The 23,231-nt window shown below is 63.5% G+C and carries 21 protein-coding genes and 4 tRNA genes; 11 read left to right on the top strand and 14 right to left on the bottom strand.

Translation table 11 applies throughout. From position 1 onward, the window contains the following. Positions 1 to 26: 26 nt before the first annotated feature. Positions 27 to 701 (bottom strand): MptD family putative ECF transporter S component, encoded by a 675-nt coding sequence (locus tag HMPREF1155_RS05490; RefSeq protein ID WP_009078332.1) that lies wholly within the window; start codon positions 699 to 701, stop codon positions 27 to 29. Positions 702 to 835: 134 nt separating this feature from the next. Here HMPREF1155_RS05490 and HMPREF1155_RS05485 point away from each other — a divergent pair, with 134 nt between their 5' ends. After that, positions 836 to 1,849, top strand: coding sequence for a helix-turn-helix domain-containing protein (locus HMPREF1155_RS05485; protein ID WP_009078311.1), 1,014 nt, complete (start codon positions 836 to 838; stop codon positions 1,847 to 1,849). 84 nt (positions 1,850 to 1,933) lie between these two features. Beyond that, the gene (locus HMPREF1155_RS05480) at positions 1,934 to 2,896 is read left to right on the top strand and encodes an RsmB/NOP family class I SAM-dependent RNA methyltransferase (protein WP_009078224.1); all 963 of its coding nucleotides are present in this window, start codon (positions 1,934 to 1,936) and stop codon (positions 2,894 to 2,896) included. Positions 2,897 to 2,916: 20 nt separating this feature from the next. Here the strand turns inward: HMPREF1155_RS05480 and HMPREF1155_RS05475 are convergent, their stop codons facing one another. Further along, positions 2,917 to 3,642, bottom strand: a complete 726-nt coding sequence (locus HMPREF1155_RS05475) for a CpXC domain-containing protein (RefSeq protein ID WP_009078621.1) — start codon at positions 3,640 to 3,642, stop codon at positions 2,917 to 2,919. Between the two features lie 342 nt (positions 3,643 to 3,984). On the opposite strand from HMPREF1155_RS05475, the gene HMPREF1155_RS05470 reads away from it, so the two are divergent. Further along, the gene (locus tag HMPREF1155_RS05470) at positions 3,985 to 4,995 is read left to right on the top strand and encodes an asparaginase (protein ID WP_009078307.1); all 1,011 of its coding nucleotides are present in this window, start codon (positions 3,985 to 3,987) and stop codon (positions 4,993 to 4,995) included. On the opposite strand, the gene HMPREF1155_RS05465 is transcribed toward HMPREF1155_RS05470, so the two are convergent. The 4 genes from HMPREF1155_RS05465 to HMPREF1155_RS05450 form a co-directional block, all read right to left on the bottom strand. Next, a complete protein-coding gene (locus HMPREF1155_RS05465) occupies positions 4,989 to 6,248 on the bottom strand; it encodes a DUF2130 domain-containing protein (protein ID WP_009078461.1) in 1,260 nt (419 codons plus the stop codon). The genes HMPREF1155_RS05470 and HMPREF1155_RS05465 overlap by 7 nt on opposite strands. 265 nt (positions 6,249 to 6,513) lie before the next feature. Beyond that, positions 6,514 to 7,569: a hypothetical protein gene (locus HMPREF1155_RS05460; RefSeq protein ID WP_009078141.1), complete on the bottom strand. Its 1,056-nt coding sequence runs from the start codon at positions 7,567 to 7,569 to the stop codon at positions 6,514 to 6,516. Positions 7,570 to 7,713: 144 nt separating this feature from the next. Then, positions 7,714 to 7,789 (bottom strand) — tRNA-Lys (locus tag HMPREF1155_RS05455). 85 nt (positions 7,790 to 7,874) lie between these two features. Beyond that, a tRNA-His gene (locus HMPREF1155_RS05450) sits at positions 7,875 to 7,951 on the bottom strand. Between the two features lie 248 nt (positions 7,952 to 8,199). Between HMPREF1155_RS05450 and HMPREF1155_RS05445 the strand changes: the two genes are divergently transcribed. Both HMPREF1155_RS05445 and HMPREF1155_RS05440 read left to right on the top strand, forming a co-directional pair. After that, positions 8,200 to 8,275, top strand: a tRNA-Arg gene (locus HMPREF1155_RS05445). Between the two features lie 137 nt (positions 8,276 to 8,412). After that, positions 8,413 to 9,684 (top strand): DUF4190 domain-containing protein, encoded by a 1,272-nt coding sequence (locus HMPREF1155_RS05440; RefSeq protein WP_009078188.1) that lies wholly within the window; start codon positions 8,413 to 8,415, stop codon positions 9,682 to 9,684. A 272-nt stretch (positions 9,685 to 9,956) separates the two neighbouring features. Here HMPREF1155_RS05440 and HMPREF1155_RS05430 read toward each other — a convergent pair whose 3' ends face one another. The 3 genes from HMPREF1155_RS05430 to HMPREF1155_RS05425 form a co-directional block, all read right to left on the bottom strand. Next, a complete protein-coding gene (locus HMPREF1155_RS05430) occupies positions 9,957 to 10,916 on the bottom strand; it encodes a hypothetical protein (protein ID WP_009078761.1) in 960 nt (319 codons plus the stop codon). A gap of 87 nt (positions 10,917 to 11,003) precedes the next feature. Further along, on the bottom strand, positions 11,004 to 11,141 hold the full coding sequence (locus tag HMPREF1155_RS09060; RefSeq protein WP_009078574.1) for a hypothetical protein: 138 nt from the start codon (positions 11,139 to 11,141) through the stop codon (positions 11,004 to 11,006). Positions 11,142 to 11,158: 17 nt separating this feature from the next. Beyond that, positions 11,159 to 12,103: an ABC transporter substrate-binding protein gene (locus tag HMPREF1155_RS05425; RefSeq protein WP_009078541.1), complete on the bottom strand. Its 945-nt coding sequence runs from the start codon at positions 12,101 to 12,103 to the stop codon at positions 11,159 to 11,161. 452 nt (positions 12,104 to 12,555) lie between these two features. Here HMPREF1155_RS05425 and HMPREF1155_RS05420 point away from each other — a divergent pair, with 452 nt between their 5' ends. From HMPREF1155_RS05420 to HMPREF1155_RS05405, 4 genes are all read left to right on the top strand, one after another. Continuing rightward, on the top strand, positions 12,556 to 13,254 hold the full coding sequence (locus HMPREF1155_RS05420; RefSeq protein WP_238319118.1) for a ComF family protein: 699 nt from the start codon (positions 12,556 to 12,558) through the stop codon (positions 13,252 to 13,254). An 81-nt stretch (positions 13,255 to 13,335) separates the two neighbouring features. Next, positions 13,336 to 13,713, top strand: coding sequence for a hypothetical protein (locus tag HMPREF1155_RS05415; protein ID WP_050999276.1), 378 nt, complete (start codon positions 13,336 to 13,338; stop codon positions 13,711 to 13,713). 63 nt (positions 13,714 to 13,776) lie between these two features. After that, positions 13,777 to 13,851, top strand: a tRNA-Thr gene (locus HMPREF1155_RS05410). 66 nt (positions 13,852 to 13,917) lie between these two features. Beyond that, entirely contained in the window at positions 13,918 to 14,709 is a 792-nt protein-coding gene (locus HMPREF1155_RS05405; RefSeq protein WP_009078500.1) for an HAD hydrolase family protein, read from the top strand. Between the two features lie 60 nt (positions 14,710 to 14,769). Here the strand turns inward: HMPREF1155_RS05405 and HMPREF1155_RS05400 are convergent, their stop codons facing one another. Continuing rightward, entirely contained in the window at positions 14,770 to 15,786 is a 1,017-nt protein-coding gene (locus tag HMPREF1155_RS05400) for an aspartate-semialdehyde dehydrogenase (protein ID WP_009078368.1), read from the bottom strand. After that, positions 15,786 to 17,177 carry an aspartate kinase gene (locus HMPREF1155_RS05395; RefSeq protein ID WP_009078550.1) on the bottom strand — a complete coding sequence of 464 codons (1,392 nt, stop codon included), beginning with the start codon at positions 17,175 to 17,177 and terminating at the stop codon, positions 15,786 to 15,788. The genes HMPREF1155_RS05400 and HMPREF1155_RS05395 overlap by 1 nt, the downstream gene beginning before the upstream one ends. A 117-nt stretch (positions 17,178 to 17,294) precedes the next feature. On the opposite strand from HMPREF1155_RS05395, the gene thrC reads away from it, so the two are divergent. Continuing rightward, positions 17,295 to 18,782 (top strand): threonine synthase, encoded by a 1,488-nt coding sequence (thrC, locus tag HMPREF1155_RS05390; protein WP_009078673.1) that lies wholly within the window; start codon positions 17,295 to 17,297, stop codon positions 18,780 to 18,782. Next, positions 18,773 to 19,657 carry a homoserine kinase gene (thrB, locus tag HMPREF1155_RS05385; RefSeq protein ID WP_009078377.1) on the top strand — a complete coding sequence of 295 codons (885 nt, stop codon included), beginning with the start codon at positions 18,773 to 18,775 and terminating at the stop codon, positions 19,655 to 19,657. Before thrC ends, thrB begins: the two co-directional genes overlap by 10 nt. On the opposite strand, the gene HMPREF1155_RS05380 is transcribed toward thrB, so the two are convergent. From HMPREF1155_RS05380 to HMPREF1155_RS05370, 3 genes are all read right to left on the bottom strand, one after another. Next, positions 19,654 to 20,607, bottom strand: coding sequence for a radical SAM protein (locus tag HMPREF1155_RS05380; protein ID WP_009078506.1), 954 nt, complete (start codon positions 20,605 to 20,607; stop codon positions 19,654 to 19,656). The two genes, thrB and HMPREF1155_RS05380, sit on opposite strands and share 4 nt — an antisense overlap. Positions 20,608 to 20,617: 10 nt before the next feature. Continuing rightward, positions 20,618 to 21,547, bottom strand: a complete 930-nt coding sequence (locus tag HMPREF1155_RS05375; protein ID WP_006361602.1) for a DegV family protein — start codon at positions 21,545 to 21,547, stop codon at positions 20,618 to 20,620. A 158-nt stretch (positions 21,548 to 21,705) separates the two neighbouring features. Then, positions 21,706 to 23,181 (bottom strand): nicotinate phosphoribosyltransferase, encoded by a 1,476-nt coding sequence (locus HMPREF1155_RS05370; protein ID WP_009078391.1) that lies wholly within the window; start codon positions 23,179 to 23,181, stop codon positions 21,706 to 21,708. Positions 23,182 to 23,231 lie beyond the last annotated feature (50 nt).

Here is a 23,231-nt window from a genome sequence, read left to right as displayed (position 1 = left end):
TAGAATCGGACGCCCTCATTCGTCGCCTAGGCGATCTTCGCTTTGCGGACATGTTTCTTCAACAGGCGCGCGCCGATAAGGCCGCCTACGGCGGTACCGACGGCGAATTGCACCATCATCAGGAGTATCCACGGCAACTCGGTGTACTGCGCGACCATCGCCATTACATCCTCGGTGCTGTAGAGGGCGCTCAGCTGAGCTACGTAGGCATCTTGGAACAGAAGATACGGAATCACCCCGTAGAGACCGAAGATGACCCAATACACGAAGAACCCCATCGCGACGCGCAAGGGCTCGCGATAAGAATCTCCGCCCCACATGGAAAGCTCTCCAATCACGGCTCCGATGAGAGCGATCGGGAGACAATAAAGGCTTCCCATGAGAGCATAGAGCGTCCCGAACACCAGCGTAGTGGCTGCGAGAACGCCATGCTTTCCGACGCGATCGGCCATGACGAGATAGAACGGCGTGCTTGCCAGAGGAAACAGCCACGATCCGATAAAGAATTCGGTCTGGGGAGAGAACAGCAGGTCCTCGCCCATCTTCAGCACGAACGTGATCGCTATGATAATGAGGTTGAAGGCGACGAGCGTCACCACATCTCTCACCGTCCAGCGCTCTTTTCCTCGCTCATGGATGCGCCGCCCGTCGACCCCCGATGCTCCATCGGTCGCCCGAGCCGCCTGTCTTCCGTCCGGCATCCTGCCGCCCCTTCCCTTAGTTAGCTTCACTTAACATTTGCTATACTCACAGGAAAGAACGCTGGATTATGCCTTGTCGACCGAATGCCGTCGTTTCAAGGCAGCGGACCGACCGTTTCAGGCAGGAATCTGCGATGCAGAGCATCAAACACGACCTCTACGATGCCGCTTTCGAGCTGTACGACATGGAGCCGGCACGAGATGCCGACCGATACAATCCCGAAGGATCCCTTTACCGGTTCCAGGACGAACGGAGTTCCGGCGAGTACTGGGCCTACTTCCGCGACAACCTCTTCGCCGTCAATGTATTCGACTTGCGCTTCCATGCGAGCGGCACGATGCGCTATCGGCACACGGAGCATCTCTGCATCGCCTATTACGAGCGAAACGACCTTGTCGTGCGCGGGCTTCCGTTCTCGCAGGGATCCCATGTCATCGGCACGTATGTCGCCGACGAAGGAGGAGAATACCTGGCCCGCTTCGACGCCGGCGCGGTCGCCCGCGCGACGAGCATCACGATTTCGCCCGATTACTACCGACGCTATCTGCTGGGGCGTTTCGGTTCCATTCCCGACATCCGACGCATGGTCGCCCTCGTCGACGGCAGCAGGAACTTCCCGGCACTGGTGGCGCTGTTCAAACGGATACGCGAATATCGAGGCACGGGCATCGCCGCCGAACTATTCTACGAAGGGGCCGTCGCAGAGGCGGTCGGCCTCGTGATCGACCGGGCAAACGAGATCGATCTGGAACGGCAAGGAGGGGAAAATCGCGCGGCTATCGAGGCGAAGCATGTCAAAATACCACCTGCGCGACGCATCTCCGCAGATGATGCCCGCTCCCTTGAGGAAGCGGAAGCGTATATACGGCGCAGCCCTGACGCGCGCCTCGACTGCCGAACGCTCGCACGGATAGCCTGCATGGGGCAGACCAAGTTCAAGGAGTCGTTCAGGAGCCGGTACGGATGCTCGCCCGCATCATTCGTGCGGCGCGTCCGCATGGAGCGCGCAGCGGAGCTGCTCTCCGGCACCGACCTCCCGATACAGCAGATCGCCAAGGAAGTGGGATACGCCAAGCCGGGAGCCTTCGCGGCGGCGTTCAGCAGAACGACCGGCGTGCTTCCCAGCGCCATCAGAACAAGCGAATGATCATAGAGAGAGATACGTTTGTCCTCTGGATCCACCTTGCTCCATAATGATGCCGACCGAGGAGATTCAGCAAGGAGCATGCGCATGGAGCCGCCCTCATTCCCCGCATATTTCAGAGAGCGCGTTGAAGAGGCCTACGGGGCCGATAGTGCTCGACTCATCTTGGAAGGCTGCTCGGCGCCGCGGCGTTCGTCGCTGCGCGCGAACGCGCTCAAGGCGTCGCGAGACGACGTGGCGCGTACGCTCGATGCGGCAGGCATCGCCTGGAAAGGCGTGACATGGTACGAAGACGCCTTCCTGCTGGACGCGGGAGCCGATGAAGCCGTGCGTGAAACGGATGCCTTCGAGCGCGGCGAGGTGTATCTGCAGAACTTGTCGTCCATGCTTCCCGCACTGCTGCTCGATGCGCGACCGGATACCGACATCCTGGACATGTGCGCCGCGCCCGGCGGCAAGACGACCCAGATCGCAGCCCTTGCCGCCGCAAAGGCGCGTGCGGGCGCGACGGATGTGCGCATCACCGCCTGCGAGATGCATGCCCCTCGCGCCGAGAAGCTCGCCTACAACCTGAAACGTCAAGGGGCGCACGCCGTAACCGTCATGCGCACCGATGCGCGCAGGATCGATGCGTTCTTCCGGTTCGACCACATCCTGCTCGACTCGCCATGCACGGGTTCGGGAACGATGCGCGCGCACGACCCGAAGGCGGCCGCGCGCTTCACGCCCCATCTTCTGAAGAAATGCGCCGCGGCGCAGCGAGCGTTGCTCGATCGCGCGCTCACGGTGCTCAAGCCGGGCGGCACGATGGTCTATTCCACCTGTTCCATCCTCCCTGAAGAAAACGAGCGCACCGTGCGCGAGGTTCTGGGCCGCAAGGAGCATGCCGATCGCTTCGAGCTGCTCTCCCCCGCGCTGCCGACGTTCGATGCGGACCGCCTGAGGGCGGAGCTGCCGCTTCTTCCCTGCACGATGGAAGAAGCCCTCTGCGTGCGTCCGACCGACGCATACGAGGGCTTCTTCATGGTGAAGATCAGGCGCGTTCGGTAGCGCCGACGAGCCGAGGCGGTCTAGAAGACCGTGAGCTCGTCGAGGATGTCCGCCGCCCAATCGGCATCGACCACGTAGGGTTCCTCTTCGAGGTACCCGCCCGCCTCAAGCACCTCTTCGGCTTCGTCGTAGGCCTCGCGCGAGATGTGCGCCTGGTCAGTGCTGCGCCCCTCATCGAAGAACGCGACGATCATGTCGTCGCGATCGTCCAGGCCCCAGTAATAGGCGACCTCGTCGCCTGAGAGCGACCCGTCTTCGGCATAGGCCGCCACAAGGCCCGCCTTCAGGTATTCCATCACGCGATCGTCCAGGCCGTCGCGGAAGATAACCGCCTTCTCGCGCAGCGTATCGGGCTGATGCGTCAGACGAATGCGATAGCCCAGAGCATCGCCCAGCCGCTTGAACTCTCCGTCGTCCACGCCATCGATGGCATCGGCCGCTTCAGCGATCTGATCGGCGTAGGTCAGACGGACCATGGCCTTGTGCTCCCTGTCGTTGTAGAGACAGGGATATGCGGAAAAGACCTGTTCGCCGCAGGTCGGGCACGTATAGTCGAACAGCGTGCCCTCGATGAGGCGCTCGACGGCACCCGGCGTGAGGGCGTCGCTTAGAGCGGTCCAGACGGTCATCTGGCCTTCGAAGCCGCAGGATGGACAAGCTATGACGGACTGGGCAGGCTCGGGCATCTCGATGGATTCGAGGATGCGGCGCTGATCTGAAACGGGATCGGTATCATGGGCGGACATGTTCGCCCTCCTCTCTTGTCATGCGCCCATGATAGCGCCTCGCGTCCTGCCCGGCGCATCCGCATCCTCTTATGGACGGCGTATGGAGAAACCTCTCATGATTTCGCGTTTTAGAAATTACCTTGACCTAACTTTATCGAAACGATATAAAGTATCCCGTGGTTAACGAAACCGCACCGCTTACTTCTCCTACCCGAAGGCGAGCGGCGATACGAAGCACCCTTCCCCCTTGGTGCACGTCGCCGGCTCGCCATTTTTGTTGTCTTCACGCTCTTCGTGCATCTCCCGTGCCCATGAGGCATACTTCCCTCACGTAATCAGAATCAGAGAACGGGAACCCTCATGCCGAACGCCGACGTCGATTCACACGCCGCCCTCCCTACCATCGTCGTCCTCGCAACCGGAGGCACGATCGCCGGATCGGGATCCCAAGGACGTGCGACGAACTATCGGCCCGGGCAGATCGGCATCGAAGACCTCGTCGGATGCGTCCCCGGCATCGATGCGGTCGCGCACGTGAGGGGCATGCAGATCTGCAACGTGAACTCCGACGATATCACGGACACGCACTGGATAGCGCTCGCGCGCACCATCGACGAGCTTGCCGCCCGTACCGACATCGACGGCTTCGTCGTGACGCACGGCACCGACACGATGGACGAAACGGCCTATTTCCTCAACCTGACCGTGAAGACCGACAAGCCCGTCGTCCTTACCGGCTCGATGCGTCCCGCGACCGCAACCTCGGCCGACGGCCCTATGAACCTTTTCCAGGCGCTCTCGTTGGCCGCAAGCCCCGATGCGCGCGGGCGCGGCGTGATGGTGGCGTTTTCCGACGCCATCTTCGGCGGACGAGACGTGCGCAAGGTATCCACCTTCCAGACCGACGCGTTCTCTGAGAACGACTTCGGATGCATGGGATATCTCATCGACGGCCAGCCGCACTTCTTCAATGTCTCGACCAAGCTGCACACTCTCGGCACGGAATTCGACGCATCGGAAATCGACGGGCTTCCACGCGTCGACGCGGTCTATTTCACCGTGGATGCCGACCCCGGCGTCATCGACTACTGCGTCGAGAGCGGCGCACGAGGCATCATCGTCGTCGGTGCGGGATCGGGCGGCTACAGCACGCCTTGGAACGACCGCATCTCCGCGTTCGCCGGCCGCGGAATCCCCATCGTACGCTGCTCGCGCGTCGGCGCGGGTCTTATCACGCACGATGATTTCTACCGCGGCGACCTTGTGCGCGGATGCGATCTGCCGCCCCAGAAGGCAGCGGTGCTTTTGCGCCTCGCGCTTACGAAGACGAGCGATACGGCGCTGATCCAGCGCATGTTCGACGTCTACTGAGCCGGAAGCCCCGGCTTCTTTTCCGACAGCTCGTCGAATTTCGCCTTCATCGTCGCGTTGCCGCGCGTGAGCTTGCGCACCGTGAGCGCATCGGCCTTGTCGTTGGCCAGACGCAGGTTGCGTTCCGAGCCGATCAAGGATTCCTTTACCTTCTGCAGATGGTCGATCGTCTTGTCGATCTCGTCGATGGCGTTCGAGAACTTCCTGCTTGCAAGATCGTAGTTGCGCGCGAACCGCTCCTTGAAATCGTTCAGGCTCTCTTCGAAGTTCGTCACGTCGATGTCCTGCTGACGCACGAGCGCGAGCTCGGAGCGGTATTTGAGGGATTCGAGCGCGGCATTGCGCAGGATCGTGATCATCGGGATGAAAAACTGCGGACGGATGACGTACATCTTGTCGAAGCGATACGACACGTCCACGATGCCGCCGTTGTACAGCTCGCTTTCAGGTTCGAGCAACGACACGAGCACGGCGTATTCGCATTTCTTCTCGGTGCGGTCGCGGTCGAGCTTCTTGAAGTGATCTTCGTTCCTCTTGTGGTGCGTAGCGCCGTCCTGCTCGTTTTTCATCTCGAACATGATCGAGATGATCTCGACGCCGTTCTCGTCGGTCTCGCGGTAGATGTAGTCGCCTTTGCTGCCGCCCGATGCGTCGTTGTCCTTCTCGAAATAGGCATTGCGAAACGCCGTCGCGCGCAGGCGATTGAACTCGATTTCGCAGTGCTGCTCGAGCGACTCGCCCAGAAGCTTCGTGTTCAGGCGCGACCGCATGTCGCGAATACGTTCGATCTCCGCATCGCGCTCATGGATGACCAGGTCTTTCGCGTTCAGTTTGTCACGCAGCTCGCTTTCATGCTCGGCGGCGACGCGCCGCGCATCGGCCTGCTGCTGCTCGACGCGCGAGCGCAGAGCATCGCGGTCGCGTTCGACCTTCGCCAAAGCCTCGCGATGGCGCTCCTCCTCTTCAAGCAGGCGGATGCGCGTCTGGGCCTCCCCCGCCTGCGCAAGCCCCTCGATGCGTGCGGTAAGCGCGGCGATCTGCGCGTCCTTTTCCTGAACGGCCTTTTGCAGCTCAAGAGCGGATGCGGCTTCGCGGGCAAGGCGCTGCTGCTCGTGCGCATCGCGCTCGAGGGCCAGACGCGCATCGATTTCCTGAGCGAACTCCGCGTCTCGGACCTGACGCACGATGCTCAGGTAGTCGCTTTCGTCCACCGTGAACACCGTTCCGCATTCAGGGCATTTGATTTCGCTCATGTCGCTCCCATCCTCTTGTCGGCGGCCCGCAGATCGAACGGCGTGCCGCTTGCGGCCGAAGCGGCACGCCGACATGCATTCGAGCTTCGGGGAGCATTATAGGGAAACGGGCGCGCCTTGCGCGTCCTGCGATCGGGACAGGCCCTGGATCGCCGGATGGAACCGGGAGCCTCGAAACGGGAATCCTGTCGAGAACTCCCGTCGAGAACGGGCGATCTTCGCCGAGCGCGATGCCGCATTCCGGTACGGGGCGTTTGGGCTGCCTTTACCCCTGGAACAGCCGCGCGCGCATCTTGAGCGCTTGATACTGCTCGCGATACGTGCGGATGGCGGCGTGGAACGATTCGACGGCTCCGCGCAGATTCATCGCTTTGGTGCAGGTCCACGACGCATCGTTCACAAGAGCGGCGAATTTGTAGGGAAACGACCGCTTCACGTGCGACAGCTGGGCGCGCACGCTTTCGAGCTGGGCCCGGATGAGCTCGCATTCGACCGCCATCTCATCGGCGGACAGCGGTGCCCCGTCGGACGGTTCGCCTGCGTTGACGAGGCCTTCGACATCGATCTCCAACGCCAGCTGCCGCAAGCCGTCGGCATCCCCGCGCGCATAGAGCTCGTGCGCCTCGGCGAGCCGATGGGCGTCGAGGAGGCTCGTCCCGTGCGCGACCGTCGAATGGCAGCGGCGGATGATGAGCCGATAGTCCTCGCCCATCTCTTGCCACTTCGTGCCTGTCACATCGTGCGACGCGAAGCACATGCTCATATCGTCCACGGTGCGGGACCGCATGCCGGACAGCCGCTCGTCTGCAGCGCCGTATTTCGCGAAAACCTGGGCGTCGATGCGCTCGTCGATGATCGGGCGTCCCTCGAAATAATCGTCCGTCGCCAGCTCGAGACGAAGCTTCGCCTTGCGCGCATCGAGCTTCGCCTTGCTCAACGCACGTTCCCAGATGCCGATGTTCACCGAATAGCGCGCTTCGGTCAGAGGATTCACCCGCAACGTGACGTCTTCGAATTCGAAGACCGCATCGACGAAGTCGTCGACGAGCATTCCGTGTTCGAGCGCAAGGAGCTCGGAATCGGAATACGCGCCGGAAAGCTCGAGCGCTATCCCGTCCGCCATGCCCTCGGCGACCTTCTCGCACACATCGCACGCCCCGCACCCCGCATCGCAGGCGATGTCCGCCTGCAGAGGATCTCCGTCGAGAAACGTGCCCTCCATCCGATCGTCCTGCGCATCCTCGCGACCGCTCAAGCTCGGCATCGCGTCGCGCGTCGCGAATGCGCGATGCGCCGGACTGTCCGTTTCGTTGAATTCCATGCTCATCCCTTGGTCTCTCGTCATGTGTCGTAACGCATGGTACCTGAGATGACGCCGATAGTTTCCATAAACTAACTTTTAAAGGCGAAAAGCATGAATGCCCCTTAAACATGAGAAAGGCTCCCGAAGGAGCCTGCGGATTCATGGTGGATCGTCGGGGACTCGAACCCCGGACCTTGGGATTAAGAGTCCCCTGCTCTACCAACTAAGCTAACGATCCGTGAAGATATGTGGTGCGTCTTGAAAAGCGCTTGGCCATTATAGCGTAGGAGACACGCTTTGCAAGGGCTTTTCGTGCAAAAAGCTGGGGTGGGTGAAGGGACTCGAACCCTCGATCTCCAGAGCCACAATCTGGCGCCTTAGCCGACTAGGCCACACCCACCGTTTAACGCAAGTGGATACTATAGGGGCGTTCCAGGCTTTACGCAAGCCCTTTTCTCGTTTGCATCGAATCGAACGTTTTATGCACATCGGGCGATGCCGAAACGCATAGGCGTTTCGCGTACGTGCCGCACGGAACCACGTAAGCGTGCGAAAAACGGCTTCGGCCGCACGCACCCTTCGGGCGCGACGCGCGACGGCCCTGCGGCTGCTTGCTATATAATGCGTTCTGCGCATCGTGCGCCGCGTGCCCCTGTGGCTCAATGGATAGAGCACCGGACTTCTAATCCGATGGTTGTGGGTTCGAATCCCGCCAGGGGCACCATTCCTCGCTTCTTCTCCACGTCTTCCCGCGCATGCCGATGACCGCCGTGCCCGGCGCATGATTTTCCTTGCACGCTTTCGACTTGATTCCGAGAGCCTTATAATCAAGGGAGGCGATGATGAAAGGAAGGAACGATCATGACTGACGCGAACACCACGAACGACGGCCAGGTTCCTCAGACCCCCGCAACTCCTCCTACCCCTCCCGGGGTTCCGCAGATCAATTACACCTCCGGACCGGCGTTCACCACCACGGAGGGCGCCACGCCCCAGAATCCCGGAGGATCTTCCGCCCCGGGCGCCGCGCCGGCCGCTCCGGCAGGCGCGCCTGCGACCCCGCCTGCAGCACCCGCATCGGCACCCGGCACGCCGACCGCACCCTATGCGCCCACGTCGGCTCCGGGCACCGCGCCTTCCTACGGCAACGCGGCGCCTCAGCAGCCTTTCGCAGGAGCGCCCGCCGGCTCCCATGTGCCTCCTCAGGGCGCGCCGCATGCGGCCCAGTATCCGCCATACGGCGGAGCAGCAGGCATGCCGTCTGCCAATCCATCCAACGGCAAGGCCGTAGGCGCGCTCGTCTGCGGCATTCTCGCTATCGTCCTGTCCGGCTTCCCCCTCGTCGCCATCGTCCTCGGCATCGTCGCCATCGTCCTGGCCGGCCAGGTCGCCAAAACGGGATTCGAGGACGGAAAGGCCAAGGCAGGCAAGATCTGCGGCATCGTAGGCATCGTCTTCGCGATCATCTGGTTCCTCATCGGCTTCATCATCGGCATCGGAACCCTCGCCACGCTCGCCGATGAAATCGAACACGGCTCCCCGTACGACGTCCCCTCCACCACGACGCCTGAAATCAACAACGGCACCGGAATCGGCTCGAACACGGCCGTCCCCGACCTATCGTTCGACGAAGCGGAGACCAACGCCGTCGGTGCGCTCGTCGATCCGACCATCGACGCCATCGAGAACCCTCCGGCGGCCTATCGCGCCGCTTGGGCACGGAACATCGACAGCGACTACGAGCTTGCCTGCGGCTACAGCTTGACCGAAATGGGCAAGGATCCCAACGCCGTCATCGACTGGGTTCTGGGCGGCATGACCGCCAGGCCCGATGGCGAAAGCTGGTATGCCTATACGGACGGCACGGGCGTCATCTACCTCGACGTGTACACGAATGATGCCTATCAGCTGCTCAACCAGACGTTCAGCGAGATAGCGGCGCTCGACAACCCCACCAAGGAAGATTGCAGCGCCGCATTCGACCATGCCTTCAACGACGCGAACGCCAACCCGAAAGCGTATGTTTCGAACTACTACGCGGCAATAGGCGTGGACAAGCAGCCTGACGGATCCTACACGCTGAATCAGCAGTCCCTCGAAACCGAGATGAACTACATGTTCGGCAACTTCTAGAACCGCCGGCCGCCTGCATGGCGGCTCGCAGAAACGCGTTTAGGAAAATTGAACGCACCTGGAACGAAAGAAGGCCCGAAACGGGCCTTCTTTCGTATGCCGAACCAGTAAGACTCGCCGACATACCCGTTCAAGCGGATATGCACGGCAGCGATCGCGTGCAGGGAAACACCATGCGAATCCGATATGCGATGCATCGGTACGGCCGCATATGCCTCGCTTCTGCAGAAACGCCGCGGCGCTGCGCCTCGATCGAACGAGGCTTGCCGAATCTACGAGGATGCGATGGACACGTAGACGAGCTTGATCGTGTCGCTCAGGTTGCCGGACACGTTCGCCGAAGAATAGTCGTACGACAGACGAAGCGTCCATACGCCCGATGCTCCCGAATTGAACTGCCCCGATCCCTTGAACGTGTAGCTTTCCTGCAGCACGGTCTGGCCGTCTTCGGCATACGTCGTGTATTCGGCCTTGTCGGACGGAAGCTCGATCGCATCGGACGACATCACGCCGACGGATGCGAGCGTGTTCTGTACGATCTGCTGAGCGCCGATCAGATCGGTGAAGCTCGCGTCGCCATACCCGAGACGAGAGACCGACGCCGAGCATCCGGCGCTTATGACCACGCCGTTCGCATCGGTCGTCACATAGGCCGACGACGCCGTCGAATCCTTCGGAAGGGCGATGGTGACGTTCTGCCCCACGGCCGCAGGCTCGGCGCCTTCGGCGGCATCGTCGCCCGGAGCCTCGGTCACGTCCGTCGAAGACGAAATGCTCGCACCGGGGCCGAGCGCCTTGACGGCATCGTCGAGCGAAAGGCCGAGCAGCGACGGAAGCGCGATGATCTCGTCGACCATTCCCACGCTCGACGTGCCCGCATCGCCCATGTCGCCCGTGACGATCACCGTGGCGGAATCGTCGGTGGAATCGGACGCGAGATCCTGGGCCTCGTTCACGAAGCCCAGGAAGAAGTAGACGAGCGCGGCCAAGAGCGCGACGAGCAGCACCGCGCAGATGCTCAGCGTGATGCGCACCTTGCGCGAATGGTTCCTGTGGTCGAAGCCGCGCACGCCCGACGGCATCTCATTGCCCATGCGATCGGCAAGGGATTCCCCGGCCGGGAGGACGGGCGTGACGGCGCCCGCCTCATGAAGCCCCGAAGAAGCTGCTCCGGCGGCCTGGTTCTTCGATTCGACGGCTCCTGCCGGCGCCTCATGCTTTCCACGCGCCATACATCGCCCCTCTCGTAGGATTGAAACGAAACGCCGCCCGCGTCCCCGCCTTCCCGGACGAGCATGGCGCGGACGGCGTCGATACGGTTAGCCGAATAGATAGTAGAGGACGAATGCGACGATGAACAGCACCGCTCCTGCGAGCACATATTTCTGCGTCTTGTCCATCGGCCCTGCGCCGAGCGGGTCGCGCTTCTGTTCGTCCTGCTTCTTCGATGCGCCCATGTTCCTCCTCGGGTTCGTTAGCGACCCTTCGTCTGCCCCTGGATGACCGCATTCGATCCGGCCGTGCTGGCGCTGTCGTTCAGAAGCGCCTCGTTGCTCTTGGTGGACTTCGCGCCCGTGGAGGCAACGACGGGAAGGGACGAGAGATCGGTCGTCGAACCCAGCCATTTATTGGAGATCAAGCCGAGCACACCGCCTGAATCCAGCGAGGACAGCGCGTCGGTGACGGCGGACTGGAGGTTCGCGTTGCTCGACGGCACGCCGATGCAGTATCCGCTGGGCTCTTCGAGCATGGCGATGGGAGCCACGTCGACCTTGGAGGTATGCGCCGCGTAGGTGCCGATGACGGCATCGGCCGCGACGTAGTCCGCATCGCCGTTGGATAGGGACGAGAACGCCGACTGGAGGTTCGTCGCCGCGACGACCGACGCCTCGCCGAAGAGGTTCTCGACCGCCCACGCGCTGCGCGAGGAAACCTGCGCGGCGATCGACGGCGAGGAATCGGCAGTGGGCACCGTGGTGGAACCCGGCTTCGCGAAGAGCGTCACGCCGCTTTTGGCGTAGGGAGCGGACAGCCAGACGCCGTCGGCAGGATTGGACGTCGCCATGCCCATGGCGATATCGGCCTTGCCCGACGAGAGGGCCTCGGCCGCACCGGAATCTCCGACGTCTACGAGTTCGAGCTTAAGCCCCAGCTTGGACGCAAGCGCAGCAGCCACGTCCACGTTGTAGCCGACCGGCTTGCCGTCGGAGGCGCCTGCGAAAGGCACGTCGTCGGCGTCGATGGCGACGCGCAGCGTGCCGGACTGCCCGATGGTCGGGGTGTCGACGGTCGGGGTCGGAGCCTCGGGTTCATAGGCTTCCGGTTGAAGGATGGACTGCACCTGGGCGCAGCCTGAAAGCGCCACCGCGGCGCAGAGTGTCAACGCGAGCACGAATGCGCCCACGAAACGACGTTTCATCATCGTTCCTCTATTCCTGCTTCATCTACCTGCATGAATGACGGCTTCTTTCGGCTGACCTAGTCTTTGCCCCCACACTCGCGCACCGGGGATTCGCGTCGCCGCTCCACCCTCTCTTCCAGGCGGCCTGGATGGCCGCGGAAACGACCGGAAGGTACGACTTACTTCTAGGATACGCCATGCTCGCATGCGCCGAAACGCAGCTTACGTGGACCCTTTTGACCGCATCTGCCATGGGCTTGGAGGTTGCCCTCCGCAACTACAGACCCGAAAGAATTACCGGGACAGTTTAGCAGATTTTCTTCTATGCGCCTGAAAGCCCCCGTCCTGTTCGGGATCTGGAAGAATCCTTACAGATGGACGTCACATATGCGCACGAGGCCGGCAAGGTCCGAACGCTAGCATCGCCCGAGCGAAGGACGGACGGGACGAAGCGAAGGGAACGAAGGCGCATGCTGGCATCCGTGGCGCAGGCGGCGATCGAGATGCTCTGGCCGACGCGATGCGCGGCCTGCGACGCCCCGGGATGCGTGCTCTGCCCTGCATGCCGGTCGTCCCTTCCCTGCATCGATGCGTTGAATGCATGCCCGACCTGCGGCGACCCGCACGGGCGCATCCAGTGCGCCCGCTGCGCGATGCGGTCCATGGCAGGCTCGGACGCGCCCGTGGACGAATGCCGCAGCGCCGCACGGTTCGAAGGCGGCATGGCGCGCGCGATGCGCGCCTACAAGGATCAGGGCGAACAGAGGCTTGCGATTCCCTTCGCGCTGCTCATCGCAGACGCGACGCCTGAATCATGGACAAGGGGCGAGACGGCGGTCGTGCCCGTGCCGCCGACGAAGGACGCGCTGCGCCGTCGAGGCTTCGACCATATCATGCCTATAGCCCGGGAATACGCCGGCATGCTCGGACTCGAGGTCGCCCCCGTCGTGTCCGCAGGACGGCGCGCCGATCAGAGAAAGCTCGGAAGGGCCGAGCGCATCCGCAATATGTCCGAGGCCTTCGCGCCGCGCGAGGGGATGCCGTTTCCGCGCAGCGCGATCATCGTCGACGACGTGTTCACGACCGGCGCGACCACCGACGAAGTCGCGCGCGTGCTACGTCGCGGCGGCACACGGCTCGTTCGCGCCATCACGATCGCCCGGGCCTGAAGAGACTGCTATCATGAAGCGAAACGCATGCCGCGACGCCGCGAACGGACGAAGATTCCGACGGCATCGAAAGGTGGCATCATGCCCGCAATGATTCTCGCACGCCTCTACCGCATACTGCCCCTGCTGGTCATCCTTGCAATTCTCGCTCTCGGCATCTACGCCTTCGTGTCATGGCGCTATACGCCGAATCGCGCGAAGGAAGTCGTCATCAAGCTGTTCATCGTGCTGAATGCGGGGCTTGCGGCCTTCTTCGCGCTCGCCACGCTCTATGCCCTGCTCGAAGGCAACGCGTTCGTGACCGATTTCTTCCTGACGTGCGCCCTCATGATGCTCGTCCTGCTCGTTGCCACGCTCGGCTGCCGCCGGCGCTTCCTGAAGAACCATCCGCACTACGCATGGAAGCGGACCGACTCCTCTGCGCACGAACGCCTGCGAGAGCTTCTGAAGAAGCGCTGATGCGCGCAGCTGTCGGGAAGCGGCGCGCCTTCTATGCTAGAATGCCCGATGGCTCATCCACGTGCCAGTGTGGCGCAACGGTAGCGCAACTGATTTGTAATCAGTGGGTTGCAGGTTCGATTCCTGTCACTGGCTCCATGTATGAACGCAGGTCAGAAGATTGCTTCTGACCTGCTTTTGCGTTATGCCCGAAAGGCGGACCGCATGCGCACGCGCTACCTCTTCTTCGATATCGACGGCACGCTCGCCGCTGGGCCCATCGGCCGCCGCTACATCCCGGAAAGCGCGAAACGCGCTATAGATCTGGCACGCGCCGCCGGGCATGTCTGCGCCGTCGCGACCGGCCGCAGCCATGCGATGGCGGAGCCGTACCGTCGGGAACTCGGGCTCTCCCTCATGGTGAGCGACGGCGGCGCCGGCATCACGATCGACGGGCGCCTCGTCGCGCTCGAGCCGCTCGACCACGAGCCCTGCCTGTGCCTGCTGGAGGAATGCGAGGAAAAGCGCGTGCCTTGGGCGATTTCTTCCGACGACAGCAGATTCCGCACGACGATCGACCGCCGTTTCGACGATGCGGTATCCGAAGGGTACATGGACACGATCATCACGCCTGACCTGGATTTCCACGACGTGCCCGCGTTCTACAAGCTCTATATCGCCTGCACGGCCGCCGAGGAGCATCGGCTTGCGCGCCTCTCCGACGTGCCGCAGGCGCGCTTCAGCCCGGATTGCCTGTTCATCGAGCCTGTCGACAAGGGTGCGGGCATACGACGCATCATGGAGCATCTGAACGCTCCCGTAGAAGACGTCATCGTGTTCGGAGACGGCAGCAACGACCTCAGCATGTTCTGCCCCGAATGGACCTGCGTCGCCATGGGAAACGCCATCGACGAGCTCAAGGAGCGCGCCGACCTCGTCACGACCGATGCGGACGACGACGGGATATGGAACGCCTGCGTCCGCCTCGGCCTGTTCCCTGCGAACGATGCGTCTTAGCGCGCAGCGCCTTGCGAAAGGCAGGGGCTCGGAACGCGGAAGCTCGATGCCGATGCTCGGCTATTCGAGCGTAAGGAGCTTGGCGATCTGGACGGCGTTGCTCGCGGCGCCTTTGCGGATCTGGTCGCCGACGCACCAGAGCGAGAGCGCGTGCACGCCATCGGCGGCCGAGATATCCTCACGCACGCGGCCGACGTAGACGAGGTCCTGATCGGTCGTCTCGAGCGGCATCGGATAGCGCGCGGATACCGGATCGTCCACGAGCTTCACGCCCGGCGCGCAGGAGAGGACCTCGCGCGCCTCGTCGGGAGAAAGCGCGCGGTCGAGCTCGACCGTGATGCTCTCGGAATGCGAACGCATCACCGGCACGCGCACGCAGGTGCAGTTCACGCGCAGGTCGGGCAGATGCATGATCTTGCGGCCCTCGTTCTGCATCTTCATTTCCTCGGACGTGTACGCATTGGCGCCGAACCCGCCGATCTGCGGGATGGCATTGAACGCGAGCTGATAGGAGAAAGCCGTCGGTTCGGCGACGGCCTTTCCTGCCGCGATGCGGCGCGACTGGTCCTCGAGCTCGCGCAGGCCCCCGATGCCGGCGCCCGAAGCGGCCTGATAGGTCGAAGCGATGATGCGGCGGATGCCTGCAGCCTTATGAAGGGGGTTCACGGCGACCAGGCCTATGATCGTGGCGCAGTTCGGATTGGCGATGATGCCCGTATGCGCGGCGATGTCTTCGGGGTTGACCTCGGGAATGACGAGCGGCACATCGGAATCCAGACGGTACGCGCTCGAATTGTCCACCGTGACGCAGCCCTTCTCGCACGCGATAGGCACGAAACGGCGGGCGATATCGTTCTCTGCGGCGCCGAGCAGGATGTCGACGCCATCGAACGCGGCGTCGGCCGCTTCCTCGACGACGAGCGTCTCTCCTTTGAAATCGACCGTCTTGCCTGCGCTGCGCGCCGAGGCGAAAAGCTTCACCGACGCAAGCGGGAAGTCCTGCTCGTCCAGGCACTGCAGCATCTGCTGACCGACGACGCCCGTGGCGCCGAGGATGGCGACGTTGTACGAACGCATTAGAATCCCCTGTTCTTCTTCTGCCTGCCCTGCTCGCTCTGCTCGAGTTCGGCAACCGTGATCACGTTCTCGTCGGAATCGATGAAGCCATGGTAGATGACGCTGATGGCCTTCTCGAAATCGGCATCGTCGACACCGACGATGATGTCGAGCTCTTCGGAACCCTGGGCGATCATGCGGATATTGATGCCTGCGCGGCCGAGCTCGCCGAACAGGCGGCCGGAAACGCCCGGACGATGCGGCATGTTGCGCCCCACCGTCGAGATGAGCGCGATATGGTCGACGATCTCGATCTCGTCGGGTTCTATCTCGGTGTTGATGTCGGCCACGATGGAGTACAGACAGTCCTTCACATCGTCGCCCTGAACGACCACGGCGAAGGAATCGATGCCCGTCGGAATATGCTCGATGCTCACGCGGTAGCGTTCGAAGATCGTGAGCGCGCGGCGCACGATGCCCACCTTGTTGGACATGTGGTTCTGCTTGATATGCACCGCCACGAAGTCGCGCTTGCCGGCGATGCCCGTGATGATGGGCTCGTCGGTCGTGGGATCGGTGAATTCGCTGATGATCGTACCCCGGTCCTGCGGACGGTTCGTGTTCTTGATGGCGAGGGGAATGCCGGCTTCCTTGACCGGGAAGATGGCTTCCTCGTGCAGGACGCTCGCGCCCATGTACGAAAGCTCGCGAAGCTCGGCGTAGGTGATGCGCGCGATGGACTTGGGATTATCGACGATGCGCGGGTCTGCGGACAGGAAGCCCGAGACGTCGGTCCAGTTCTCGTACAGATCGGCGCCGACGCATTGCGCCAGGATGGCGCCCGTGATGTCTCCGCCGCCGCGATCGAGCAGACGCACCTCGCCGTCGGGAGCGGCGCCGTAGAAGCCCGGCAGCACGAAGCGGCCGTGCACCTCGATCGCCTTCTGCACCTGGGCGGCCGTCTTCTCCATGTCGATCTGGCCGTCGGGCGCGAAGGCGATGACCTCGGTCGCGTCCACGAACGGGAAGCCCAGGTTCTCGGCCATCAGGCGAGCGGTGAAATACTCGCCGCGGCTCACGATGAACTCGGGCGTGTAGTCGCCGGCGACCGCTCTATGATGGAAGCGGCCGAATTCCTGGCTGATCGGATACGTAAGCCCGAGGTCGCGGGCGATTTCGCAGAAACGCTGGCCCACCGTGCCCAGAAGGTCGTCGCAGGAGACGCGGTACTGCAGGTGCGCGTTCGCCAGATACAGAAGGTCGGTGACCTTGGAATCGCGCGAGTCGCGCTTGCCGATGGCCGAGACCACGACGAACTGGCGCGCGGGGTCGGATTCGATGATGCCCTTGATTTTCTTGAACTGGCCTGCGGAGCTGACGCTCGAACCGCCGAACTTCGTAATCTTAATCATGCGTTAACGTCCTTTCGGGTGGCGCGAAGGCTCCGCGCGGGAATGCTTTGCTAGACTTGATGCATGCCGCGCGAGGCCCCGTTCCCGCGCGAAGGCGGAGAGACCAGGAGAAGTCGCATGCCAATGTATCACAGCACCCGCAGCGCAACCGAGCAGCTGACGGCCAAAAGCGCAGTACTCGCAGGAATCGCACCGGACGGAGGCCTCTATGTGACCGACGACCTCTCCGAGTTGCGCTTCGACCTGTCCGACATCACGTCGAAGGATTTCCGCGGCATCGCGCGGCAGGTGCTCGGGCGCCTCTTCGACGACTATGCCGACGAAGAGATCGCCGAATGCGTCGATGCGGCCTACGGATCGACCTTCGACTCCCCCGCCGTCACGCCCCTTGTGCCCGTGGGCGACGACTACGTCCTCGAGCTCTTCCATGGACCGACGAGCGCGTTCAAAGACGTTGCGCTTCAGATGCTTCCCCAGCTCATGAGCCATGCGCGCCGCGATGGCGAACGCATCATGATCCTGACGGCCACGAGCGGCGATACCGGCAAGGCGGCGCTCGCGGGCTTCGCCGACACGCCGGGGCTCGGCATCGCGGTCTTCTATCCCCAGGGCGGCACGAGCGATATCCAACGCCTCCAAATGACCACGCAGGAAGGCGGCAACGTCTCCGTCTGCGCGATCGAGGGCAATTTCGACGATGCGCAAAGCGGCGTGAAGAAGCTTTTCGTGGATACGGCCCTACATGACGAGCTCGCGGACGCGGGCGTGCGCCTCTCGAGCGCCAACTCCATCAATATCGGACGCCTCGCACCGCAGATCACCTACTATTTCGATGCGTATGCGCAGCTTCTGCGCGCCGGCGCGATAGAGCTCGGCGACGAGGTCGAGTTCTGCGTGCCCACGGGCAACTTCGGCGACGTGCTTGCCGGCTGGTACGCACGCGAGCTCGGACTTCCCGTCGCGCGCTTCATCGTGGCGAGCAACGCCAACGATGTCCTGACCGACTTCTTCGCCACGGGCGCCTACGACCGCAACCGCCCCTTCTTCCGCACCATATCTCCCAGCATGGACATCCTGATCTCGAGCAATCTCGAGCGCCTCATCTACTACATGAGCGGAGGGGATGCCGCGTACGTGAACGGCCTCATGGAAGACCTCGCGCGCGACGGGCGCTACGAGGTGCGCCCCGACATCATGGATGCGATCCGCACGCTCTTCGCAGCCGGCAGCGCCGACGACGACGCGACGCGCGCCGAGATCGCGGCATGCCTCGACGCGCACGGCTACGTGCTCGACCCGCATACCGCCGTCGCCGTCCGCGTCGCACGCGACCTGCCGCGCACGGCCGGCGCCAAGGCGCGCATCATCCTTGCGACCGCAAGTCCCTACAAGTTCGCCGCAGACGTCTGCGAGGCGCTCGACATCCGCGCCGACGCCGCCGCGCCGTTCGACTGCATGCGTGCGCTCGAAGACGCGACCGGCACCGCGGCGCCCCGCCCCCTCTCGGCGCTCGAAGGCGCGACGGAAAGGTTCGACGACGCCATCGCGCCCGAGCAGATGCGCGCCTATGTCGTCCGCGCATGCAAGGAGGCGACATGGGAGTAAGGATCACCGTTCCGGCCACCTCGGCGAACATCGGCATCGGTTACGACTGCCTGGGCATGGCCATGACGCTGCATGCGACATTCGACTTCGCGCGCGCCGACGCCCTGCGCATCACGGGCTGCCCCGAAGAATTCCAGAACGAACGCAACCTGGTCTACCGCTCGTTCGTCCTCGCCCTCGCGCATTGGGGGGAAGAGCCCTTCCCCATCGCGATCGATATGGACTGCCCTATCCCCATCGCGCGCGGCCTGGGATCGTCGTCCGCATGCACCGTCGCAGGCATCATGGGCGCCGCATCGCTGACCGGACGCATCATCCGCCGCGACGAGGCCGTGGCCATCGCGACCGAGATGGAGGGGCATCCCGACAACGTGGCGCCCGCCATCATGGGATCGCTCGTCTGCTCGTTCATGCCCGAGTCCGGCGTTCCGGAATGCATCCGTTACGAAGTCAACCGCAAGCTGCACTTCGTCACCGTGGTGCCGCCCTACGAGGTGCACACCGCCGACGCGCGCAAGGTCGTGCCGACGAAGGTCGACCTCTCGACCGCCGTCTGGCAGATGGGCCGCATCTCGGGGCTCACGCGCGGGCTCGAATCGGGCGACGCCGCGCTCATCTCGTCCGCCTGCCACGACAGGCTCCAAGAGCCGTTCCGCAAGGCGCTCATCCCCGACTACCAGGATATACGCGACACCTGCATGGACGGCGGCGCGCTTGCGATGTGGATTTCCGGGTCGGGGTCGACGATGATGGCCGCCATCGACGACGGGCTCGTCGCGGAAAGCCTGCGCGCCCGCATCAAGGCGATGCACCCCGACTTCGACGTCTCCGTGCTCGACTGCGACCCGCACGGCGTGCGCATCGAGATGGACTAGCCGACGGAGCCTACGGCCGTCCGATCGAGCGACGCCGGGACGAGCACCCCTTCGTATGAAAGGAAATCGGGGATGAAGCTCTCCTCGGCCGCCGCGCCGTCCTGCCAGAAATAATCCTCGATTCCCAGCGAATCCGCGAAATCGAGCAGTTCCTCGTATTCGTCGGCGGTCACGCGCCGCGAAAGCTCAGGGTGCTGCGAAAACGTGCGCATGGGCGTGTATTGGCTCATGAGGCTGAGCGTCACGGCATCTCCGTAGGCCTCGGCCACGTGATGCACGTTTTCGCACGCTTCGCCCACATGGCCAGGCAGAAGCAGGATGCGGACGATGACCCGGGCGCCTGTCGCCGCCATGGCGGCCAGGGCTTCGCGGGCGACGCGCGGGTACTCGGGCGCATGCGAGAACGCCCGCGCGGTTTCAGGATGGGCGTAACGCAGGTCGGTCAGGAACGTGTCGACGTACCCTCTCAGGGACGCGATCGCGCGCGGCGCCTCGTATCCCGACGTGTTGTACACGATCGGAAGGTTCAAGCCGTGCGCGCGGGCCTCGTCGAGCGCGATGCGGATATGCGGCACGTAGTGCGTCGGCGTGACCAGATTGATATTGAGCGCGCCTTGGTCCTGCAGCTCGAGAAAGATATGCGCAAGCCGGTCGATACCGATATCAAGACCCGCATCGCCGTTCGCGATGGCGCGATTCTGGCAATAGATGCAGTGAAGGGGGCAATGGCTGAAGAACACGGTGCCGCTGCCCGCCTCCCCTGAAATGGGAGGCTCTTCCCAATGATGGAGGGCCGCGCGCGCGACGCGCACCGATGCCCCTGCGCCGCACACGCCCCGATGCCCGGCGTTCCTGTCGGCGCCGCAGGCGCGCGGGCAGAGCGCGCAGCGCGAGAGTTCGGGAAGCGTCGGGGCGGGACGCACGGCGCCGCCCGGCGATGCGGAAGCCATCGGGTCGGCCTTATTCCGCGCGACGGATCCTGCGGGCGATGCGGTCGGCGACCGATACGGACTCGCGGCGATCGGAACCCCAGAACACGAGCGAGAACATACCTGGTCCCACATGGCAGCCGATGACGGGACCGACCACGCTGTCCATGAAGACGACGTCGTCGTGATCCTTGAGGATGGCTTCCTTGAGCTTCTCCATATCGCGGGCATTGTCCGCGTTGCCGACCGCGAGCAGATGCGAGGGCGCGTCGGCATCGGCGTTCGCCGTGTAGAAATCCGCCATCTGGCGAATGGCCTTCTTGCGTCCGCGCGCAACGCCCTTCATTGCAAGGGTGCCGTCGAGCGCGAAGTTGAGCAGGGGTTTCACGTCGAGCTTCGAACCCGCATAGGCGATGGAGTCGGGAATGCGGCCGCCGCGGCGCAGAGATTCGAGATCGTCGACCATGAAGATCGCGTTCACGAAGTAGCGGGCCTCCTCCACCCATGCGACGAGCTCCTGCGCGGACATGCCCTTGTCTCGCTGGCGGATGGCCTCGGAGACGAGGAAGGCCTCGGCCGTGGAGGCCATGAGCGTGTCGACCACGTAGAGCTCGGCCGACGGATGGCTCTGCATCACCTGGTCGCGCACCATGATGGCCAGATCGAAGCTGCCCGAAAGCCCGGAGGTGAAGCTCAGATACACCGTCGGGACGCCGCTTTCGGCCGCGGCGAGGAAGGCGTTGGTCAGCGACGCGATCGACAGCTGCGCGGTCGAGGGCTGCTCGCCCTTGCGCATGCGCTCGTAGAATTCATGCGGCGTCATGCTGCGCCATAGATCGTCGAAATGCTCCTCGGTACCGAAGAAGAACGGGAATTCGAGCAGCGTCACGCCTTCCCTGTCGATCATGTCGACGGGAAGCTCGCAGCAGGAATCGACGATGAGGTTGCATTGGGGCTCCATGGGGCCGCCTTTCTTCTTTCAAGCCCTCGGCCCGCAGGTCGCGGCGAGGAACCAGAGCTTAAGGAGGCGTATTCTCTCACACGTCCATGATGATATCGTCGAGAGCCGCGTCTGCATGCCGCGCGCGAGGCGCGCCGACGATGCGGCGGCGGATGCCCCTAGGCATGCACGCTCTTCTGCCCACGCAGGCGCGCGACCAGGTCGGCGCGACGGTTCCACAGTCCCATCTCGAGTCCGACCGGATAGGAATGGGGACGGTAGAGCCGCTTCTGCGATTCGTCGAGCTGCGCCAAGCCGGCCGCGACACGATCGCGCGCCGCCATGGCGCTGCGGTCCTCGTCGGCAAGGACGGACGCGCCTGCGCGCGCGAGCGGGGCAAGAAGCGTGGTGCACGACATGCCCGCAAGCGCCTTCCGGCGCAGCACGTCGGCCGGATCGACGATGGTCTCCTCGGCACCCACGCCCGCATCCACGTCAAAGACCATGTCGCCCGCAAGACGCCCTTCGGCATCCACATAGCGACGGACGTCGAGCACGCCTGGAATCGTCAGCTTGGAGGACTGCTCGGATACCTTCAGGCGGCCCGTCCATGCAACGTCCCCGGATCCGCGCGTGGCGGAAAGCTTGTAGACGCCGCCGAGGGACGGCTGGTCGTAGGCCGTCGCCAACTTCGTGCCGACGCCCCAAGAAGAGACCTGAGCGCCCTGGGCGCGGATGGAAGCGATGGCATGCTCGTCCAGATCGTTGGACAGGACGATGCCGCAGTCGGACAGTCCTGCAGCGTCGAGCTTCTCGCGCGCGTGCTTCGCGAGCCAGGCCAGATCGCCCGAGTCTATGCGGATGCCGAGCAGACGCTCGCCGCGTTCGCGCATCTCGAGGCCGACCGTGATCGCGTTGTCGATGCCGCGCTTCACGTCATAGGTGTCCACGAGCAGCACGCAGTTCTTCGGGAAGCTGCGCGCGTAGGCGCGGAAGGCCTCGAGCTCGTCGTCGAAGGCCATGACCCAGGAATGCGCATGCGTGCCCGACACGGGAATACCGTATTTCTTGCCCGCGAGGACGTTCGAGGTCGAAGCGCAGCCGCCCACGACGGCCGCGCGGCTCGCCCAGAGCGACCCGCCCGCGCCCTGGGCGCGCCTCAGGCCGAACTCGGCGACCGGCGTCTGCGCCGCCAAGCACACGCGCGCCGCTTTCGTCGCGATGAGCGTCTGGAAGTTCATGCAGTTGAGCAGTGCCGTCTCGAGCAGTTGGCACTGCATGATCGGTCCGGTGACGCGCACGATGGGTTCCATGGGAAAGACGATCGTCCCCTCCCGCACCGCATCGATATCGACGGAAAGCCTCATCGTGCTCAAATATGCGAGAAAGCGGGCATCGAAGAGCGGACCGCCCGCAGGAGCCGTGAGCGAGGCAAGATAGGAGATGTCATCCGCATCGAAGCCGAATCCGTCGACCATCTCGGCGAGCTGGGCGCATCCGCAGGCGACGGCGAAACCGCCCTCGAACGGGTTGTCGCGGAAGAACATGAAGAAGCATGCCTCTTCGTCGCCTTTGCCCGTCTCCCAATAGCCTTGGGCCATCGTGATCTGGTAAAGGTCGGTCAGAAGCGCATACCGAAGCGTTTCCCTGTCCATGGCGTCTGTCCTTTCATGCGAACGCATATGAAGAGGCAGGCCGCGCGGGC

The sequence above is a fragment of the Slackia sp. CM382 genome, assembly GCF_000293015.1.
GTDB lineage: Bacteria > Actinomycetota > Coriobacteriia > Coriobacteriales > Eggerthellaceae > Slackia > Slackia exigua.
The sequence above is the reverse complement of the archived record's forward strand: the minus strand, read 5'-3'. Positions and strand labels throughout refer to the sequence as shown.

What these genes read in the sequence shown, in the direction of transcription:
- HMPREF1155_RS05440 (WP_009078188.1), top strand. Translation starts at nt 8,413, where the DNA reads ATGACTGACGCGAACACCACGAACGACGGCCAGGTTCCTCAGACCCCC.
- HMPREF1155_RS05490 (WP_009078332.1), bottom strand. Translation starts at nt 701, where the DNA reads ATGCCGGACGGAAGACAGGCGGCTCGGGCGACCGATGGAGCATCGGGG.
- HMPREF1155_RS05405 (WP_009078500.1), top strand. Translation starts at nt 13,918, where the DNA reads ATGCGCACGCGCTACCTCTTCTTCGATATCGACGGCACGCTCGCCGCT.
- thrB (WP_009078377.1), top strand. Translation starts at nt 18,773, where the DNA reads ATGGGAGTAAGGATCACCGTTCCGGCCACCTCGGCGAACATCGGCATC.
- HMPREF1155_RS05375 (WP_006361602.1), bottom strand. Translation starts at nt 21,547, where the DNA reads ATGGAGCCCCAATGCAACCTCATCGTCGATTCCTGCTGCGAGCTTCCC.
- HMPREF1155_RS05475 (WP_009078621.1), bottom strand. Translation starts at nt 3,642, where the DNA reads ATGTCCGCCCATGATACCGATCCCGTTTCAGATCAGCGCCGCATCCTC.
- HMPREF1155_RS05480 (WP_009078224.1), top strand. Translation starts at nt 1,934, where the DNA reads ATGGAGCCGCCCTCATTCCCCGCATATTTCAGAGAGCGCGTTGAAGAG.
- thrC (WP_009078673.1), top strand. Translation starts at nt 17,295, where the DNA reads ATGCCAATGTATCACAGCACCCGCAGCGCAACCGAGCAGCTGACGGCC.
- HMPREF1155_RS05420 (WP_238319118.1), top strand. Translation starts at nt 12,556, where the DNA reads ATGCTGGCATCCGTGGCGCAGGCGGCGATCGAGATGCTCTGGCCGACG.
- HMPREF1155_RS05415 (WP_050999276.1), top strand. Translation starts at nt 13,336, where the DNA reads ATGCCCGCAATGATTCTCGCACGCCTCTACCGCATACTGCCCCTGCTG.
- HMPREF1155_RS05380 (WP_009078506.1), bottom strand. Translation starts at nt 20,607, where the DNA reads ATGGCTTCCGCATCGCCGGGCGGCGCCGTGCGTCCCGCCCCGACGCTT.
- HMPREF1155_RS05430 (WP_009078761.1), bottom strand. Translation starts at nt 10,916, where the DNA reads ATGGCGCGTGGAAAGCATGAGGCGCCGGCAGGAGCCGTCGAATCGAAG.
- HMPREF1155_RS05460 (WP_009078141.1), bottom strand. Translation starts at nt 7,569, where the DNA reads ATGGAATTCAACGAAACGGACAGTCCGGCGCATCGCGCATTCGCGACG.
- HMPREF1155_RS05400 (WP_009078368.1), bottom strand. Translation starts at nt 15,786, where the DNA reads ATGCGTTCGTACAACGTCGCCATCCTCGGCGCCACGGGCGTCGTCGGT.
- HMPREF1155_RS05370 (WP_009078391.1), bottom strand. Translation starts at nt 23,181, where the DNA reads ATGGACAGGGAAACGCTTCGGTATGCGCTTCTGACCGACCTTTACCAG.
- HMPREF1155_RS05425 (WP_009078541.1), bottom strand. Translation starts at nt 12,103, where the DNA reads ATGAAACGTCGTTTCGTGGGCGCATTCGTGCTCGCGTTGACACTCTGC.
- HMPREF1155_RS05395 (WP_009078550.1), bottom strand. Translation starts at nt 17,177, where the DNA reads ATGATTAAGATTACGAAGTTCGGCGGTTCGAGCGTCAGCTCCGCAGGC.
- HMPREF1155_RS05465 (WP_009078461.1), bottom strand. Translation starts at nt 6,248, where the DNA reads ATGAGCGAAATCAAATGCCCTGAATGCGGAACGGTGTTCACGGTGGAC.
- HMPREF1155_RS05485 (WP_009078311.1), top strand. Translation starts at nt 836, where the DNA reads ATGCAGAGCATCAAACACGACCTCTACGATGCCGCTTTCGAGCTGTAC.
- HMPREF1155_RS05470 (WP_009078307.1), top strand. Translation starts at nt 3,985, where the DNA reads ATGCCGAACGCCGACGTCGATTCACACGCCGCCCTCCCTACCATCGTC.
- HMPREF1155_RS09060 (WP_009078574.1), bottom strand. Translation starts at nt 11,141, where the DNA reads ATGGGCGCATCGAAGAAGCAGGACGAACAGAAGCGCGACCCGCTCGGC.